This window comes from Geodermatophilus africanus, assembly GCF_900107105.1.
In the GTDB taxonomy this organism is placed as follows: Bacteria; Actinomycetota; Actinomycetes; order Mycobacteriales; family Geodermatophilaceae; genus Geodermatophilus; species Geodermatophilus africanus.
This window is the reverse complement of the sequence record NZ_FNOT01000006.1, coordinates 208,263-222,850: the sequence shown is the minus strand read 5'-3', so window position 1 is coordinate 222,850 and position 14,588 is coordinate 208,263. Positions and strand designations below refer to the sequence as shown.

At 73.5% G+C, this 14,588-nt stretch carries 11 protein-coding genes; all 11 read left to right on the top strand.

What is annotated here, in order from left to right; translation table 11 throughout:
* The first annotated feature begins 56 nt into the window (after nucleotides 1-56).
* A complete protein-coding gene (gene nuoE, locus BLW63_RS13445; protein ID WP_091156856.1) occupies nucleotides 57-1,112 on the top strand; it encodes an NADH-quinone oxidoreductase subunit NuoE in 1,056 nt (351 codons plus the stop codon).
* A 1-nt stretch (nucleotide 1,113) separates the two neighbouring features.
* Entirely contained in the window at nucleotides 1,114-2,442 is a 1,329-nt protein-coding gene (gene nuoF, locus BLW63_RS13440; RefSeq protein WP_091156853.1) for an NADH-quinone oxidoreductase subunit NuoF, read from the top strand.
* A 73-nt stretch (nucleotides 2,443-2,515) separates the two neighbouring features.
* Nucleotides 2,516-5,035, top strand: a complete 2,520-nt coding sequence (locus tag BLW63_RS13435; protein WP_244522552.1) for an NADH-quinone oxidoreductase subunit G — start codon at nucleotides 2,516-2,518, stop codon at nucleotides 5,033-5,035.
* Nucleotides 5,032-6,507 (top strand): NADH-quinone oxidoreductase subunit NuoH, encoded by a 1,476-nt coding sequence (gene nuoH, locus BLW63_RS13430; protein WP_091156849.1) that lies wholly within the window; start codon nucleotides 5,032-5,034, stop codon nucleotides 6,505-6,507. The genes BLW63_RS13435 and nuoH overlap by 4 nt, the downstream gene beginning before the upstream one ends.
* Nucleotides 6,500-7,207 carry an NADH-quinone oxidoreductase subunit NuoI gene (gene nuoI, locus BLW63_RS13425; RefSeq protein ID WP_280140520.1) on the top strand — a complete coding sequence of 236 codons (708 nt, stop codon included), beginning with the start codon at nucleotides 6,500-6,502 and terminating at the stop codon, nucleotides 7,205-7,207. Before nuoH ends, nuoI begins: the two co-directional genes overlap by 8 nt.
* Entirely contained in the window at nucleotides 7,204-8,028 is an 825-nt protein-coding gene (locus tag BLW63_RS13420) for an NADH-quinone oxidoreductase subunit J (RefSeq protein ID WP_091156845.1), read from the top strand. The genes nuoI and BLW63_RS13420 overlap by 4 nt, the downstream gene beginning before the upstream one ends.
* Nucleotides 8,029-8,101: 73 nt before the next feature.
* On the top strand, nucleotides 8,102-8,401 hold the full coding sequence (nuoK, locus tag BLW63_RS13415; RefSeq protein WP_091156841.1) for an NADH-quinone oxidoreductase subunit NuoK: 300 nt from the start codon (nucleotides 8,102-8,104) through the stop codon (nucleotides 8,399-8,401).
* A gap of 13 nt (nucleotides 8,402-8,414) precedes the next feature.
* Complete coding sequence (gene nuoL / locus BLW63_RS13410) at nucleotides 8,415-10,310, top strand: NADH-quinone oxidoreductase subunit L (RefSeq protein WP_170856755.1); 1,896 nt, start codon at nucleotides 8,415-8,417, stop codon at nucleotides 10,308-10,310.
* A gap of 34 nt (nucleotides 10,311-10,344) precedes the next feature.
* A complete protein-coding gene (locus BLW63_RS13405) occupies nucleotides 10,345-11,982 on the top strand; it encodes an NADH-quinone oxidoreductase subunit M (protein WP_091156838.1) in 1,638 nt (545 codons plus the stop codon).
* Nucleotides 11,982-13,529 (top strand): NADH-quinone oxidoreductase subunit NuoN, encoded by a 1,548-nt coding sequence (nuoN, locus tag BLW63_RS13400; protein WP_091156834.1) that lies wholly within the window; start codon nucleotides 11,982-11,984, stop codon nucleotides 13,527-13,529. The genes BLW63_RS13405 and nuoN overlap by 1 nt, the downstream gene beginning before the upstream one ends.
* Nucleotides 13,529-14,587 (top strand): polyprenyl synthetase family protein, encoded by a 1,059-nt coding sequence (locus tag BLW63_RS13395; protein WP_091156831.1) that lies wholly within the window; start codon nucleotides 13,529-13,531, stop codon nucleotides 14,585-14,587. Before nuoN ends, BLW63_RS13395 begins: the two co-directional genes overlap by 1 nt.
* Nucleotide 14,588: the final 1 nt, after the last annotated feature.

Here is a 14,588-nt window from a genome sequence, read left to right as displayed (position 1 = left end):
GCCAGGGACACAGCAGTGCCGCGAGCGGCGTCGACGAGCGCCGGCGAGGAGGCGACGTGAGTGCGCTCCCGGGATCCGCCGAGGGGACGGCGGTCACCGGGCTGGACTCCAGCCCGGTCGAGCCGGCCACCGCGGACCTGCCCCCGCTGACCGAGCAGGTCCGGCTCGAGGCGCGGGAAATCATCGCCCGCTATCCGCAGCCGCGCTCGGCGCTGCTGCCGATGCTGCACCTGGTCCAGAGCCACCAGGGCTACGTCTCGCCCGAGGGCGTGGCGCTGTGCGCCGAGGAGCTGGGCCTGACCAAGGCCGAGGTCGGTGCGGTCGCGACCTTCTACACGATGTACAAGCGCCGTCCCACCGGCCGGCACCTCGTCAGCGTCTGCACCAACACGCTGTGCAGCGTGCTGGGCGGGCAGCGGATCTTCGACGCCCTGAGCGCCGACCTCGGCGTCCACCACGACGAGACCGCCGCCGACGGCTCGGTCACCCTCGAGCACGCCGAGTGCCTGGCCGCCTGCGACTACGCGCCCGTGGTCACGGTCGACTACGAGTTCTACGACCAGCAGGACGTCGAGAGCGCGCGGGCACTGGTCGCCGCGCTCCGGCGCGGGGACAAGCCGCACCCCACCCGCGGCGCCCCGCTGACCGACTTCCGCGGCGTCTCCCGCCAGCTGGCCGGCTTCTCCCAGCACGCCGACGCCGGTGCCGCGCAGGCGGCGGTCGACGCCGAGGGTCGGATCGGCCCGACGCTGGCCGGGCTGCGGCTGGCCGCCGAGCGCCGCGAGTCCGCCCCGCCGATGCCCGGCCGCCCGCCGGTCGACGAGGCGGGGCCGGCGGGAACCGAGCCGCGGGAGACGACCCGGCCCTCGGGCCGCACCGGGGAGACCCCGGACGAGGAGGCCGCCGACGCCCGCGTCGCCGCGGCCGACAACCCGGCCGAGCGGGCCGGCGCCGCCCAGGCCCACCCCGACAAGGGAGCCGAGTACGGGCAGCCGCGGGGCCGGCAGCGGGCCGGCACCGAGAACCCGCCGGCCGCCGAACCGGCCACCGGCACGACTCCGCCCGTGTCGCCCAGCCCGAGTCCACCCGGCCCCACCGACGGGAAGGCCTGACATGCCCCTCGCACCCGTGCTGACCTCCCGCTGGGCCGAGCCGCAGTCCTGGCGGCTGTCGACCTACGAGCGGCTCGACGGCTACACCGCGCTGCGCACCGCGCTGTCCATGACCCCCGACGAGCTGGTCGGCCTGGTCAAGGACTCCGGGCTGCGCGGCCGCGGCGGGGCAGGCTTCCCGACCGGCATGAAGTGGAGCTTCATCCCGCAGCCCAAGCCGGGGGAGCCGCCCACCGGGCCGGCCGCGATGCCCAAGTACCTCGTGGTCAACGCCGACGAGGGCGAGCCGGGCACCTGCAAGGACCTGCCGCTGATGATGGCCGACCCGCACTCCCTGGTGGAGGGCGTGGTCATCGCCGCCTACGCGATCCGGTCGCACCTGGCGGTCATCTACGTCCGCGGCGAGGCGGTGCACGCCCACCGACGGCTGGTCAACGCCGTCCGCGAGGCCTACGAGGCCGGCTACCTCGGCGCCGACATCCTGGGCTCCGGCTACGACCTGGAGCTGATCGTGCACGCGGGCGCCGGCGCCTACATCTGCGGCGAGGAGACGGCGCTGCTCGACTCGCTGGAGGGCTACCGCGGGCAGCCGCGCCTGAAGCCGCCGTTCCCGGCCGTGGCCGGCCTCTACGGCGCCCCGACGGTGATCAACAACGTCGAGACGCTGGCCAGCGTGCCGTTCGTCGTCCGCGGTGGGTCGGACTGGTTCAAGGAGTTCGGCCCGGAGAAGTCGCCCGGGCCGAAGATCTACTCGCTGTCGGGTCGCGTCGTCCGGCCGGGCCAGTACGAGGCCCCCATGGGCACGACGATGCGGGAGCTGCTGGAGATGGCCGGCGGCGTCCGACCCGGGCACGAGCTGAAGTTCTGGACGCCGGGCGGCTCGTCGACGCCGTACTTCACCCCTGAGCACCTCGACGTCCCGCTGGACTTCGACTCGGTGGCCGCCGCGGGCTCGATGCTCGGCACCACCGCGCTCATGGTCTTCGACGAGACCGACTCGATCGTCGAGGCGACCCTGCGGTTCACCGAGTTCTACGCGCACGAGAGCTGCGGCAAGTGCACGCCGTGCCGCGAGGGGACCTACTGGCTGGTGCAGATCCTGCAGCGGCTGGTCGACGGGCAGGGGACGGCGGCCGACCTGGACCTGCTGACCGACACCTGCGACAACATCCTGGGCCGCTCGTTCTGCGCCCTGGGTGACGGCGCGACCAGCTGCATCGCCAGCTCGCTGAAGTACTTCCGCGACGACTACGTCGCGCTGCTGCCCCTGGAGGAACAGGCCCGCCTGGGCCGCAGCCTCCGGCTCGAGCCCGTCGGAGTCGCCTCGTGACCGAGCTCGCGAGGGCACGCAAGAACACAGCACGCCGCGGCACCGGCCCGACGAGCGCCAGCGAGGAGGACCAGTGACGTTGACCAACCCGACCCCGGCGCCCGCCGTCCCGCCCGGCGCACCGGGGCCGCACACCCCGCCGGACGCCGTCCACTGCACCGTCGACGGCTTCGACGTCGCGGTGCCCAAGGGGACGCTGATCATCCGGGCCGCCGAGATGATCGGCGTGCAGATCCCGCGGTTCTGCGACCACCCGCTGCTCGAGCCGGTCGGCGCCTGCCGCCAGTGCCTGGTCGAGGTGGAGGGCCAGCGCAAGCCGGTGGCCTCCTGCACCATGCCGGTCACCGACGGGATGGTGGTGAAGACGCAGCTCACCAGCCCGGTCGCCGACAAGGCGCAGCAGGGCACGATGGAACTGCTGCTGATCAACCACCCGCTGGACTGCCCGGTCTGCGACAAGGGCGGCGAGTGCCCGCTGCAGAACCAGGCGATGAGCAACGGCCGCGCCGAGAGCCGGTTCGTCGACGTCAAGCGCACCTACCCCAAGCCGCTGCCCATCAGCACCGAGGTGCTGCTCGACCGGGAGCGCTGCGTGCTGTGCGCCCGGTGCACCCGGTTCTCCCAGCAGGTCGCCGGCGATCCGTTCATCGAGCTGTTCGAGCGCGGCGCCCTCGAGCAGGTGGCCATCTACGAGGACGAGCCGTTCTCCTCCTACTTCTCGGGCAACACCACGCAGATCTGCCCGGTCGGAGCGCTGACCAGCGCGCAGTACCGGTTCCGCTCCCGGCCGTTCGACCTGCGCAGCGAGCCCAGCGTCTGCGAGCACTGCGCCTCGGGCTGCGCGCAGCGCACCGACTACCGCCGCGGCAAGGTCCTGCGCCGGCTGGCGGGGGAGGACCCGGCGGTCAACGAGGAGTGGAACTGCGACAAGGGCCGGTGGGCCTTCCGCTACGCCACCGCCAACGACCGGCTCACCACGCCGCTGGTCCGGCGGGACGGCGTGCTGGAGCCGGCGTCCTGGCCGGAGGCGTGGGCGGCGGCGGCCGAGGGGCTGCGCGCCGCGCGGGACGCCGGCGGGGTCGGGGTGCTGCCCGGCGGCCGGCTGACCGTCGAGGACGCCTACGCCTACGCCAAGTTCGCGCGGGTGGCGCTGGGCACCAACGACGTCGACGCCCGCGCCCGCGCCCACTCCGCCGAGGAGCTGGCGTTCCTGATGGCGCACGTCGCCGGCACCGGCCCGGCCAACGGGGCGGTCACCTACGACGACCTGACCAGCGCACCCGCGGTGCTGCTCGCCGGCCTCGAGCCGGAGGAGGAGTCGCCGATCGTCTTCCTGCGGCTGCGCCGGGCGGTGCGCAAGAACCGGCTCGCCGTCTACGACCTCGCCCCGTTCGCCACCACGGCCGCGGAGAAGCTGCAGGCCACGGTGCTGGCCACCCGCCCCGGCGCGGAGGCCCGCTCGCTGGCCGCCCTCGCCGACGGCACCTGGGGTGGCCCGGCGGTCGAGGCGCTGCGGCAGCCCGGCGCGGTCGTGCTCGCCGGCGAGCGGCTGGCCGAGTCCCCCGGCGCCCTCTCCGCACTGGTCGCGCTCGCCCGCGCCACCGGCGCCCGGGTGGCCTGGGTGCCGCGGCGGGCCGGGGAGCGCGGCGCCGTCGAGGCCGGCGCGCTGCCGACGCTGCTGCCCGGCGGCCGCCCGGTCACCGACGCCGGCGCCCGGGCGCAGGTCGCCGCCGCCTGGGGCGTCCCCGAGCTGCCGGCCACCCCCGGCCGCGACCTCGACGGGATCCTCACCGCCGTCACCCACGGGCAGCTCAAGGGTCTGCTGATCGGCGGCGTCGACCCGGCCGACCTGCCCGACCCGCGACTGGCCGAGGCGGCGCTGGCCGACGCCGAGTTCGTCGTGAGCCTGGAGATGCTCCCGAGCGCGGTCACCGAGCGGGCCGACGTCGTCCTGCCCGTGGCCGCCGCCTCGGAGAAGGCCGGCGCCTACCTGGACTGGGAGGGCCGGCTGCGCCCCTTCGACGCCACGCTGCACGGCACCGGTCAGCTGCCCGACGGGCGCGTGCTGCAGGGCCTGGCCGACGAGCTGGACGTCGACCTGCGGCTACCCGCGCCGGAGGTCGCCCGCGCCGAGCTCGCGGCCCTCGGGGTGGTCGCCGAGCGCCCCCGGGTCACCGGCCTGGACGTCGCCCCGCCCGGGGACCCGGAGCTCGCCGAGGAGCAGGCGGTGCTCGCCTCCTGGCGGCAACTGCTCGACGTCGGCACGCTCCAGCGCGACGAGCCCGAGCTGGCCGGCACGGCCCGCCCGCCGGTCGCGCGCCTGGGCGAGGCCGCCGCCCGGCGGCTGGGGCTGGCCGACGGCGACCGGGTCACCGTCTGCGGCGCGATGGGGGAGGTCAGCCTGCCGGTGCTGGTCACCGAGATGCCCGACCAGGTGGTCTGGCTGCCGATGCGCTCACCGGGCAGCGAGCTGCGCACCCGGCTGGGCACCCCGCCCGGCGGCGTCGTCCGCCTGGCGACCGGATCCTCACCCACCCCGGCGACCGCTGTGCACCCACCCCGCCCCACCACCCCGGCGGGAGGTGCCGAGTGACCGTCGCGGCCGCCGCCGACCAGCCGACCCTCGCGGACTTCGGCACCGACGTCTGGTGGATCGTCCTCATCAAGATCGTCGGCGTCTTCGTCGTCCTGGTGCTGCTGACGCTGTTCGCCATCGTGTTCGAGCGCAAGGTCGTCGCCCGGATGCAGCAGCGGATCGGCCCCAACCGGGTCGGCCCCCGCGGCTACCTGCAGAGCCTCGCCGACGGGCTCAAGTTGGCGTTCAAGGAAGACATCATGCCGGCGCTCGCGGACAAGCCGGTCTACTTCCTGGCCCCGGTCCTGGCCACCGTCCCGGCGTTCCTGGCCTTCTCGGTCATCCCGCTGGGGCCGGTGGTCAGCATCTTCGGCCAGCAGACCCCGCTGCAGCTCACCGACGCCCCCATCGGGGTGTTGGTCGTCCTCGCCTGCTCGGCGATGGGGATCTACGGCATCGTCCTGGGCGGGTGGGCGTCCGGTTCGACCTACCCGCTGCTGGGGTCGCTGCGCAGCGCGGCGCAGATGATCAGCTACGAGATCGCGATGGGGCTGTCGATCGTCGCGGTGTTCCTCTACGCCGGCTCGATGTCCACCTCGGAGATCGTCGCCGCGCAGGCCGACGGCAACCAGGTCTCCTTCTTCGGCCTGACGTTCACCGGCCCCGGCTGGTACGCCGTCCTGCTCCCGGTCTCCTTCGTCATCTACGTCATCGCCGTGGTCGGGGAGACCAACCGGGCGCCGTTCGACCTGCCCGAGGCCGAGAGCGAGCTGGTCGGCGGGTTCCACACCGAGTACTCGTCGCTGAAGTTCGCGCTGTTCTTCCTGGCCGAGTACATCAACATGGTCACCGTCTCGGCGCTGGCCGCGACGCTGTTCCTCGGCGGCTGGCGGGCACCGTGGCCGATCTCCATCTGGGACGGCGCCAACTCCGGCTGGTGGCCGCTGCTGTGGTTCTTCCTCAAGGTCGTCGCCGCGCTGTTCGTCTTCATCTGGCTGCGCGGCACGCTGCCCCGGCTGCGCTACGACCAGTTCATGCGCTTCGGCTGGAAGGTGCTGGTCCCGACCGCACTGGTCTGGATCCTCGCCGTCGCCACCATGCGCACCGTCGCCCGCGAGGCCGACCTCTCCACCGGTCAGGTGGCGCTGTTCGTCGGCGTCCCGATCGCGCTGCTGGTGATCGCGGTGCTGCTCGTCGTCAGCCGGGCCAGCAACCGGGCCACCCGGATCGCGGCGACCAAGGCCGCGGCCGGCTCGATCCACCCGACCGAGGCCGAGCCGGAGGTGCTGCCCCCCGCCGGGCCACGCCGCCGGCCGGCCGGCCGCACCGGTCCCAGCCGCGCCGAGGGCGGCTTCCCCATCCCGCCGATGGACCTCGCCGTCCCGCCGTCGCCCCGGCTGCGCAGCCGCGAGGCCGTCGCGCCCGACGGCGCCGTCGTGGGCACCGGACGGCGCAGCGGCGCCGGCACCCAGGAGGACGTCGATGACTGAGCACGGCGACGTGGACCGTCGCTCGCCGGACCCCCACGACCCCGGCCACGACATGGTGGCGCAGACGAAGCGCGAGCTGGCCCACCGCAGCCGGGACGCCGGACCGGTCAAGCGGGCGAGCTGGCTGCCCGGGCCCGGGCAGGGCTTCGGGGTCACCTTCGCGCAGATCTTCCGCAAGGTGACCACCGAGGAGTACCCCGAGGTGCCCAAGGTGACCAAGCCGCGGTACCACGGGCGGCACGTGCTCAACCGGCACCCCGACGGCCTGGAGAAGTGTGTCGGCTGCGAGCTGTGCGCCTGGGCCTGCCCGGCCGACGCGATCTACGTCGAGGGCGGGGACAACACCGAGGACGAGCGTTACTCGCCCGGTGAGCGCTACGGCCGCGTCTACCAGATCAACTACCTGCGCTGCATCTTCTGCGGCCTGTGCATCGAGGCCTGCCCGACCCGCTCGCTGACCATGAGCAACGACTTCGAGCTGGCCGACGACAACCGGGCCGACCTGATCTACACCAAGGAGCAGCTCATGGCCCCGCTGCTGCCCGGCATGGAGGCCCCGCCGCACGCCATGCGGCTGGGGGACGACGAGAAGGACTACTACGTGCTCGCGGCCGACACCCCCGCCCCGCCCGCCGACCCCGCCGCCGGGGCGCGGGAGGACCAACCGGTGCCGGCCGATCCCACCGAGGCCCGGTCGTGAACCCCGACGTCGTCATCGGCACCGGCGAGGCCGTCGTCTTCTGGGTGCTCGGCCCGATCGCGCTCGCCGGCGCGCTGGGCATGGTGCTCTCGCGCAACGCGGTCCACTCGGCGCTGTGGCTGGTCAACACGATGCTGGCGCTGGGCGTCTTCTACGTCGTCCAGGAGGCGCCGTTCCTCGGCGCGGTGCAGATCATCGTCTACACCGGCGCGATCATGATCCTCTTCCTGTTCGTGCTCATGCTGGTCGGCCGCGACTCCTCCGACTCGGTCGTGGAGACGCTGCGCGGGCAGCGGGTGGCGGCGATCGTGCTCGGCCTCGGCTTCGCCGGGCTGGTCGGCGCCGGCGTCGCCCGGGCCACCCAGGACCTCCCCGTCACCGGCCTCGCGGGCGTGCAGGGCGGCGAGACCAGCAACATCGAGGCCATCGCCGAGGTGCTCTTCACCCGCTACCTGCTGGCGTTCGAGGTGACCAGCGCGCTGCTGATCACCGCCGCCGTCGGCGCCATGGTGCTGGCCCACATCGAGCGCGACGCCGGCACCCGGCCCACCCAGAAGGAGCTGTCGCGGGCCCGCTTCCTCACCGACCGGCCGCAGACGCTGCCCGGTCCCGGTGTCTACGCCCGCGGCAACTCCGTCGCCGCGCCCGCGCTGCTGCCCGACGGCCGGCTGGCCGAGGACAGCTTCGCCACCGGGATCGAACCCCAGGAGATCGAGCAGATGCCGCGTCCCACCGGCCGGGCCGAGTTGGGAAGCCCCGACGCCGCACTCGGAACCCTCGACCCGGCGCCCAGCGACACCCCGGGGGGACGGGACAGGTGAGGGAGCGTGCGACCTCACCGATGAGCACAGCAGCGCCGCGAACGCGGCCGACGAGCGCCGGCGAGGAGGAGTCGTGAGCCTGACGCACTACCTGGTGCTCGCCGCGATCCTGTTCACCATCGGCGCGGTCGGCGTGCTCGTGCGGCGCAACGCGATCGTCGTGTTCATGTGCGTCGAGCTGATGCTCAACTCGGTGAACCTGACGTTGGTCACCTTCGCCCGCGCCAGCGGCACCGTCGACGGCCAGGTCATGGCGTTCTTCGTCATGGTCGTCGCGGCCGCCGAGGTCGTCGTCGGCCTCGCCATCATCATGTCGCTCTTCCGGACCCGCCGTTCGGCGTCGGTCGACGACGCCAACCTGCTGAAGTACTGACGGGAGCCGGCAGATGGAGACCGTGCCCGCCGACGGGCTGATCGCCGCGTCCTGGCTGCTCATCGCCCTGCCGCTGGCCGGCGCCGCCGTCCTGCTGCTCGGAGGGCGGCGCACCGACCGGTGGGGGCACCTGCTGGGCACCGGCACGGTGGTCGCGGCCTTCCTGGTCGGCCTGCTCTGCACGCTGCAGCTGGACGGCCGCCGGGTCGACGTCGACCTGTTCACCTTCGTGTCGACCGGGTCGCTGGACGTGCAGGCCGGCCTGCTGTTCGACCCGCTGTCGGCGGTGTTCGTGCTGCTGATCACCGGCGTGGGCGCGCTCATCCACGTCTACTCGATCGGCTACATGGCGCACGACCCGCGCCGCCGGCGGTTCTTCGCCTACCTCAACCTGTTCGTCGCGGCGATGCTGCTGCTGGTCCTCGGCGACAACTTCGTGGCCCTCTACGTCGGCTGGGAGGGCGTGGGCCTGGCGTCCTACCTGCTCATCGCCTTCTGGCACGAGCGCCCGTCCGCGGCCACCGCGGCGAAGAAGGCGTTCATCATGAACCGGGTCGGCGACGTCGGGCTGGCGCTGGCGATCTTCCTGATGTTCGCCCAACTGGGCACCGTCTCCTACGACGGCGTCTTCGGCGCGGTCGGCACCCTGGCCGCGGGGACGGTCACCGCCATCGGGCTGCTGCTCCTGCTCGGCGCCTGCGGCAAGTCCGGCCAGTTCCCCCTGCAGGCGTGGCTGCCCGACGCCATGGAGGGTCCGACCCCGGTGTCGGCCCTGATCCACGCGGCGACCATGGTCACCGCAGGCGTCTACCTGATCGCCCGGAGCGCACCGATCTACGACGAGACGCCGACCGCGCGGGCCGCCGTCCTCGCCGTCGGGGCGATCACGCTGCTGATCGGGGCGATCGCCGGCTGCGCCCAGGACGACATCAAGAAGGTGCTGGCCTACTCCACCGTCAGCCAGATCGGCTACATGTTCCTGGCCGTCGGTCTCGGCCCGGTCGGCTACGTCGCCGGGCTGGCGCACCTGCTCACCCACGGCTTCTTCAAGGCCGGCCTGTTCCTCGGCGCCGGCTCGGTCATGCACGCGATGGACGACGCCGTCGACATGCGGCGCTTCGGCGGCCTGGCGTCGAAGATGAAGGTCACCTTCGTGACGTTCGGCCTGGGCTACCTGGCGCTGATCGGCTTCCCGTTCCTGTCGGGCTTCTACACCAAGGACGCGATCATCGAGGCCGCGTTCGACCGCGGCGACGGCTGGGGCTACCTGCTCGGCGGGGTCGCGATCCTCGCCGCGGGGCTGACCGCCTTCTACATGACCCGGCTGATGCTCATGACCTTCTCCGGCCGCCCCCGGTGGGAGCCTGGCGTCCACCCGCACGAGTCGCCGACGGTGATGACCGCACCGATGGTGCTGCTCGCGGTCGGCTCGGTGCTGGCCGGGTTCCTGCTGGTCGTCGCCTTCCCGCTGGAGTCGTGGCTGACCCCGGTGTTCGGCGAGCCCGAGGAGGCCGAGCACGTCGTCGCGCCGCTCGTGGTCAGCGTCCTGGTCACCGTCGTCATGGCGCTCGGCGTGCTCACCGCCTGGCTGTTCGTGGGCCGCCGCGAGGTGCCGGTGACCGCGCCGGTGCGAGTGTCGCCGGTGACCCGCGCCGCCCGCCGCGCCCTCTACGCCGACGCGGTCAACGAGTCGGTGTTCATGCGGCCGGGGCAGTGGCTGACCCGCGCGCTGGTCTTCGTCGACAACCGCGGCGTGGACGGCGCGGTCAACGGACTGGCCGCGACGCTGGGCGGCTCGTCGTCCCGGCTGGGCCGCACGCAGACCGGGTTCGTCCGCTCCTACGCGCTCTCGATGCTCGGCGGCGCGGTCGTCGTGGCGGGCGCGCTGCTGGCGGTGACGGCGGGATGAGCAGCAGGTACCGGACCTTCGGAGGGCCCACACCGTGAGTGACTTCCCGTTCCTGCTCGCCATGATCGCCGTCCCGGCGGTCGGGGCGGCCGCCGTCACCGCGCTGCCGAAGGGGCGCGAGCAGACCGCCCGGCAGCTCAGCCTCGGCGTCAGCCTGGTCGTGCTGCTGCTCGCGGTGCTGGCGACGATCGCCTTCGACGTCGGCGGGGAGCGGTTCCAGCTGACGACGTCGGTCTCCTGGATCCCCGACTTCGGCGTCGACTTCGCCCTCGGCGTCGACGGCATCGCGCTGGTGATGCTGCTGCTCATCGGCGTGCTGGTGCCGGTGGTCGTGGTCGCCTCGTGGCGGGAGGAGCCCACCGGACGGCGCTCGATGCGGGCCTTCTGGGCCTGGCTGCTGCTGCTCGAGTCGCTGATGGTCGGCGTCTTCGCCGCGACCGACGTCTTCCTCTTCTACGTCTTCTTCGAGGCGATGCTCGTCCCGATGTACTTCCTGATCGGCAGCTTCGGCGGGCCGCGACGGCAGTACGCGGCGGTCAAGTTCTTCCTCTACAGCCTGGTCGGCGGGCTGGTCATGCTCGCCGCCGTCATCGGGCTGTACGTGGTCAGCGCCAACGAGCTGGGCGAGGGGACGTTCGCCTTCGACGCGCTGCGGCAGGTCGAGATCGACCCGGGGGTGCAGAAGCTGCTGTTCCTCGGCTTCTTCGTCGCCTTCGCGATCAAGGCGCCGCTGGTGCCGTTCCACACCTGGCTGCCCGACTCCGGTGCCGAGGCGCCGATCGGCGGGGCGGTGCTGCTGGTCGGCGTCCTGGACAAGGTCGGCACCTTCGGGTTCATCCGCTACTGCCTGCCGTTGTTCCCCGACGCCTCGCGCGAGCTCGCGCCCTACGTCCTGGTGCTGGCCGTGGCGGGCATCCTCTACGCCGCGCTGCTCGCGATGGGGCAGAGCGACATGAAGCGCCTGGTGTCCTACACCTCGATCGCGCACTTCGGCTTCATCGCGCTGGGGATCTTCGCCTTCACGACGGAGGCGACCACGGGCGCGGTGCTCTACATGGTCAACCACGGCATCGCCACCGGCCTGCTGTTCCTCGTCGTCGGCATGCTCATCGCCCGCGGCGGCTCCCGGCTGGTCGGCGACTACGGCGGCGTGGCCGCCCAGGCGCCGCTGCTGGCGGGAGTCTTCCTCGTCGCGGGGCTGGCCTCGCTGGCGCTGCCGGGCACGAACAGCTTCGTCAGCGAGTTCCTCGTGCTGATCGGCTCGTTCCCGACCCGGCCGGTGTTCACCGTGCTGGCCACCGTCGGCATCGTGCTGGCCGCGCTGTACGTGCTGCTGCTCTACCAACGGACCATGCACGGCCCGCCGCGCGGCGTGCTGCTGGAGCCGGCGCCGGAGGCCCCCGCGCCGACGACGGGCGGCGGGGGAGGGGCCACCGCGGCCACCGCGACCCTCGAGGCCCCGGCGGCTGCGCCGGCCCGGCTGCGGGTGCGTGACCTCTCCCGGCGCGAGCTGGCCGTCGCCGCGCCGATGGTCGCGCTGGTCATCGCGCTCGGGGTCTACCCGCAGCCGCTGATCGACCTGATCGAGCCGGCGGTCGCCGCCACCATGAGCGACGTCGGGGCCGACCCGGCCGGCGTCTCGCCCGAGGCTCCCGTCGAGGGGACGGACTGATGATCGAGGCCCCGGACCTCTCCCTGGCCGCGCTGGCACCGCTGCTGTTCGTCTTCGGCGCCGCGTGCGTCGGCGTCCTGGTCGAGGCCTTCGCGCCGCGGGACGTGCGCCACCCGGTGCAGGTCGCCATCGCCCTGGTCGGCACCCTCGGCGGGCTGGTCACCAGCCTGCTGCTGGCGGGGGAGCGGCAGGTCACCGCGGGCGGCGCGCTCGCCGTCGACGGCCCCGCGGTCTTCCTGGAGGCGACCATCGCCGGTCTGGGGGCGCTGTCGCTGCTGCTGTTCGCCGAGCGCTCGCTGGACCCGGCCCGCTCGGCGTTCGTGGCCGCCGCCGCAGTGCCGGCGGGCAGCCCGCGCGACCGCGAGCTGATGACCGCCCCGCGGGTGCAGACCGAGGTCTACCCGCTGGCCACGTTCGCCATCGGCGGCATGATGCTGTTCGTCGCGGCCAACGACCTGCTGGTCATGTTCGTCGCGCTCGAGGTGCTCAGCCTGCCGCTGTACCTCATCAGCGGGCTGGCCCGCCGCCGGCGACTGCTGTCGCAGGAGGCGGCCGTCAAGTACTTCCTGCTCGGCGCCTTCGCCTCCGCGTTCTTCCTGTACGGCCTGGCGCTGGTCTACGGCGCCACCGGCAGCATCCGGCTGTCGGCCATCCGCGAGGCGTCCGCCGGCGAGGCCGGGGGCGGCGTCCTGCTGGTGCTCGGCCTGGCCCTGCTCGTGGTCGGGCTGCTGTTCAAGGCGAGCGTGGCGCCCTTCCACGCCTGGACGCCGGACGTCTACCAGGGCGCGCCGACGCCGGTCACCGCGTTCATGGCCGCCTGCACCAAGGTCGCGGCGTTCGGGGCGATCCTCCGGCTGCTCTACGTCGCCTTCGGCACCAGCGAGTGGACGTGGCGGCCGCTGGTCTACGGCATCGCGATCGTCTCGATGGTCGTCGGTGCGGTCCTGGGCCTCACCCAGACCGACCTGAAGCGGATGCTCGCCTACTCCTCGATCGCGCACGCCGGCTTCCTGCTCACCGGCGTCCTCGGGTACGGCAGCGGCCCCGACGGCACCGGTTCCGGGCTCGGCCCGACGATGTTCTACCTGCTGGCCTACGGCCTCACGACCATCGGCGCCTTCGCGGTGCTGACGCTGGTGCGCGACGGCGACGGCGAGGCCACGCACCTGTCCCAGTGGGCCGGCCTGGGCCGCCGGTCGACGCTCACCGCGGCGGTCATGGCGCTGTTCCTGCTGGCGCTCGCGGGCATCCCGCTCACCAGTGGCTTCACCGGCAAGTTCGCCGTCTTCCGGGCCGCGATCGACGACGGCGCGTGGCCGCTAGTGCTCGTGGCCCTGCTGGCCAGCGCCGTGGCGGCGTTCTTCTACCTGCGGGTCATCGTGCTCATGTACTTCTCCGAGCCGGCCGTCGACGGGCCGACCGTCGGCGTCCCCGGGCTGCCGACGACGCTGGTGCTGGCGGTGACGGTCACCGCGACCGTGGTGCTCGGCGTCGTCCCCGGGGCGGTGCTCGATCTGGCCGAGGGGGCGGCTAGATTCGTCGGTTGATGACCGGAGCCAGCGCCGCCGTCGGCGGGGACACCCCGACCGACACCTGGCAGCGGATCTCGACCCCCGCTTCGACGGTCGGTCCGTGGCTGCCCGAGGGCGACCTCGGTGCCCGCCTCGCCGAGGGCCTGGGACGGGTCGAGGAGGCGCTGCGCACCGCCGTCGGCAGCGAGCACGCGTTCGTCCGGGAGACGGCCGGGCACCTGGTCGCCGCCGGCGGCAAGCGGTTCCGCCCGCTGCTGGCGCTGCTCGCCGCCGAGCTCGGCGACCCGCGCGCTCCGGGGGTCACCGAGGCCGCGGTGGTCTGCGAGCTCACTCACCTGGCGACGCTGTACCACGACGACGTCATGGACGAGGCCGCTGTGCGCCGCGGGGCGCCAAGCGCCAACAGCCGGTGGTCGAACAGCATCGCGATCCTCACCGGCGACTTTCTCTTCGCCCGCGCGTCGGACCTGCTCGCCGACCTCGGCCCCGAGGCGGTGCGCATCCAGGCGCGGACCTTCGAGCGGCTGGTCACCGGGCAGATCCGGGAGACCGTCGGCGCGCAGCCCGGTGATGACCCGGTCGCCCACTACCTCGAGGTGCTGGCCGACAAGACCGGCTCCCTGGTCGCCACCTCGGCGCGCTTCGGTGCCTCCTTCGCCGGGGTGGACGCCGACCTGGTCGCCGCGCTGACCGCGTTCGGGGAGGAGGTCGGGGTCGCCTTCCAGCTCTCCGACGACCTGCTCGACATCGTCAGCCGGGACGGCGCCTCCGGGAAGTCGCCGGGCACCGACCTGCGGGAGGGCGTCGCGACGCTGCCGGCCCTCATCGCGCTGGCCGGCGACGACCCGGCCGAGCAGCGGCTGCGCGAGCTCGTCGGCGGCCCGATCGCCGACGACGGCGAGCACACCGAGGCGCTGGAGCGGCTGCGCTCGTCGGCGGCGCTGCAGCGCGCCACCGAGGTGCTCCGCCAGTACGCCGACCGGGCGCAGGCGCAACTGTCCGCCGTCCCGGAGGGGCCGGTCCGCGAGGCGCTCTCGGCGCTGTGCGACTACGTCGTCACGCGCACCAGCTGAA